The sequence below is a fragment of the Mannheimia indoligenes genome (genome assembly GCF_036880405.1).
GTDB lineage: Bacteria > Pseudomonadota > Gammaproteobacteria > Enterobacterales > Pasteurellaceae > Mannheimia > Mannheimia indoligenes.
On sequence record NZ_JBAJJM010000019.1, the window covers coordinates 1 to 2,947 of the forward strand.

Consider the following 2,947-nt stretch of genomic DNA (forward strand, 5'->3'; position numbering starts at 1 on the left):
ATTGTCTTAATGTTCTTTAAAAATTTAGAAACAAGCTGAAAAACTGAGAGATTTTTCAAGTTCACTAAAGCAAAAAGCAGTAGTGAATAAATTGAAAGTCTGAGTATAAAAAATCTTGAGTGAACAAAAGCACTCAAGTGTTTAGTTGAATAATATCGCTTCAAATAAAATCGTTTGATTGATTTAAATGAAAATTTAAATGAAAACATTTGAGGTTGTATAGTTAAGTGACTAAGCGCACAAGGTGGATGCCTTGGCAATCAGAGGCGAAGAAGGACGTGCTAATCTGCGAAAAGCTTGGATGAGTCGATAAGAGGCGTTTAATCCAAGATATCCGAATGGGGAAACCCAGTAGATGAAGAATCTACTATCATTATCTGAATACATAGGATAATGAGGCAAACCGGGAGAACTGAAACATCTAAGTACCCCGAGGAAAAGAAATCAACCGAGATTTCGTTAGTAGCGGCGAGCGAACGCGAAAGAGCCAGTTAGTGATAGCAGTGAAGTTAGGGGAATGAGCTGGGAAGCTCAATCGTAGAGGGTGATAATCCCGTACCTTAAAACTCCATTGTGGTACTAGGCTAACAATAAGTAGGGCGGGACACGTGATATCCTGTTTGAAGATGGGGGGACCATCCTCCAAGGCTAAATACTCCTGATTGACCGATAGTGAACCAGTACTGTGAAGGAAAGGCGAAAAGAACCCCGGCGAGGGGAGTGAAATAGAACCTGAAACCTTGTGCGTACAAGCAGTGGGAGCAGATTTATTCTGTGACTGCGTACCTTTTGTATAATGGGTCAGCGACTTATATTTTGTAGCAAGGTTAACTGAATAAGGGAGCCGAAGGGAAACCGAGTCTTAACTGGGCGTGTAGTTGCAAGGTATAGACCCGAAACCCGGTGATCTAGCCATGGGCAGGTTGAAGATTGGGTAACACTAATTGGAGGACCGAACCGACTAATGTTGAAAAATTAGCGGATGACTTGTGGCTGGGGGTGAAAGGCCAATCAAACCGGGAGATAGCTGGTTCTCCCCGAAATCTATTTAGGTAGAGCCTTATGTGAATACCTTCGGGGGTAGAGCACTGTTTCGGCTAGGGGTCCATCCCGGATTACCAACCCGATGCAAACTGCGAATACCGAAGAGTAATGCATAGGAGACACACGGTGGGTGCTAACGTCCATCGTGGAGAGGGAAACAACCCAGACCGCCAGCTAAGGTCCCAAAGTACTAGTTAAGTGGGAAACGAAGTGGGAAGGCTTAGACAGCTAGGATGTTGGCTTAGAAGCAGCCATCATTTAAAGAAAGCGTAATAGCTCACTAGTCGAGTCGGCCTGCGCGGAAGATGTAACGGGGCTAAAACTAGTCACCGAAGCTGCGGCATCAATGGAAACATTGTTGGGTAGGGGAGCGTTCTGTAAGCGGATGAAGCTGGATTGAGAAGTCTGGTGGACGTATCAGAAGTGCGAATGCTGACATAAGTAACGACAAAACGAGTGAAAAACTCGTTCGCCGGAAGACCAAGGGTTCCTGTCCAACGTTAATCGGGGCAGGGTGAGTCGGCCCCTAAGGCGAGGCTGAAAAGCGTAGTCGATGGGAAACGGGTTAATATTCCCGTACTTGGTGTAATTGCGATGTGGGGACGGAGAAGGTTAGGTTATCAGGGTGTTGGATATCCCTGTTTAAGTTGGTAGGTGGGAAGACTAGGCAAATCCGGTCTTCTATTAACACTGAGAGATGATGACGAGGCACTACGGTGCTGAAGTAACCGATACCACGCTTCCAGGAAAAGCCACTAAGCTTCAGATTACACTGAACCGTACTATAAACCGACACAGGTGGTCAGGTAGAGAATACTCAGGCGCTTGAGAGAACTCGGGTGAAGGAACTAGGCAAAATAGCACCGTAACTTCGGGAGAAGGTGCGCCGGCGTAGATTGTAGAGATTTACTCTCGAAGGTTGAACCGGTCGAAGATACCAGCTGGCTGCAACTGTTTATTAAAAACACAGCACTCTGCAAACACGAAAGTGGACGTATAGGGTGTGATGCCTGCCCGGTGCTGGAAGGTTAATTGATGGTGTTATCGCAAGAGAAGCTCCTGATCGAAGCCCCAGTAAACGGCGGCCGTAACTATAACGGTCCTAAGGTAGCGAAATTCCTTGTCGGGTAAGTTCCGACCTGCACGAATGGCATAATGATGGCCAGGCTGTCTCCACCCGAGACTCAGTGAAATTGAAATCGCCGTGAAGATGCGGTGTACCCGCGGCTAGACGGAAAGACCCCGTGAACCTTTACTATAGCTTGACACTGAACATTGAATTTTGATGTGTAGGATAGGTGGGAGCCTTTGAAGCATGAACGCTAGTTTGTGTGGAGGCGTCCTTGAAATACCACCCTTTAACGTTTGATGTTCTAACGAAGTACTCGGAACGAGTACTCGGACAGTGTCTGGTGGGTAGTTTGACTGGGGCGGTCTCCTCCCAAAGAGTAACGGAGGAGCACGAAGGTTTGCTAATCACGGTCGGACATCGTGAGGTTAGTGCAATGGTATAAGCAAGCTTAACTGCGAGACAGACAAGTCGAGCAGGTGCGAAAGCAGGTCATAGTGATCCGGTGGTTCTGAATGGAAGGGCCATCGCTCAACGGATAAAAGGTACTCCGGGGATAACAGGCTGATACCGCCCAAGAGTTCATATCGACGGCGGTGTTTGGCACCTCGATGTCGGCTCATCACATCCTGGGGCTGAAGTAGGTCCCAAGGGTATGGCTGTTCGCCATTTAAAGTGGTACGCGAGCTGGGTTTAGAACGTCGTGAGACAGTTCGGTCCCTATCTGCCGTGGGCGTTGGAGAATTGGTTGGGGCTGCTCCTAGTACGAGAGGACCGGAGTGGACGCACCGCTGGTGTTTCGGTTGTGTCGCCAGACGCATTGCCGAGTAGCTA

At 48.0% G+C, this 2,947-nt stretch carries 1 rRNA gene; it reads left to right on the plus strand.

What is annotated here, in order from left to right:
- Positions 1–221 precede the first annotated feature (221 nt).
- Positions 222–2,947: ribosomal RNA gene (locus tag V6W77_RS10365) — 23S ribosomal RNA — on the plus strand; the annotation flags it as partial.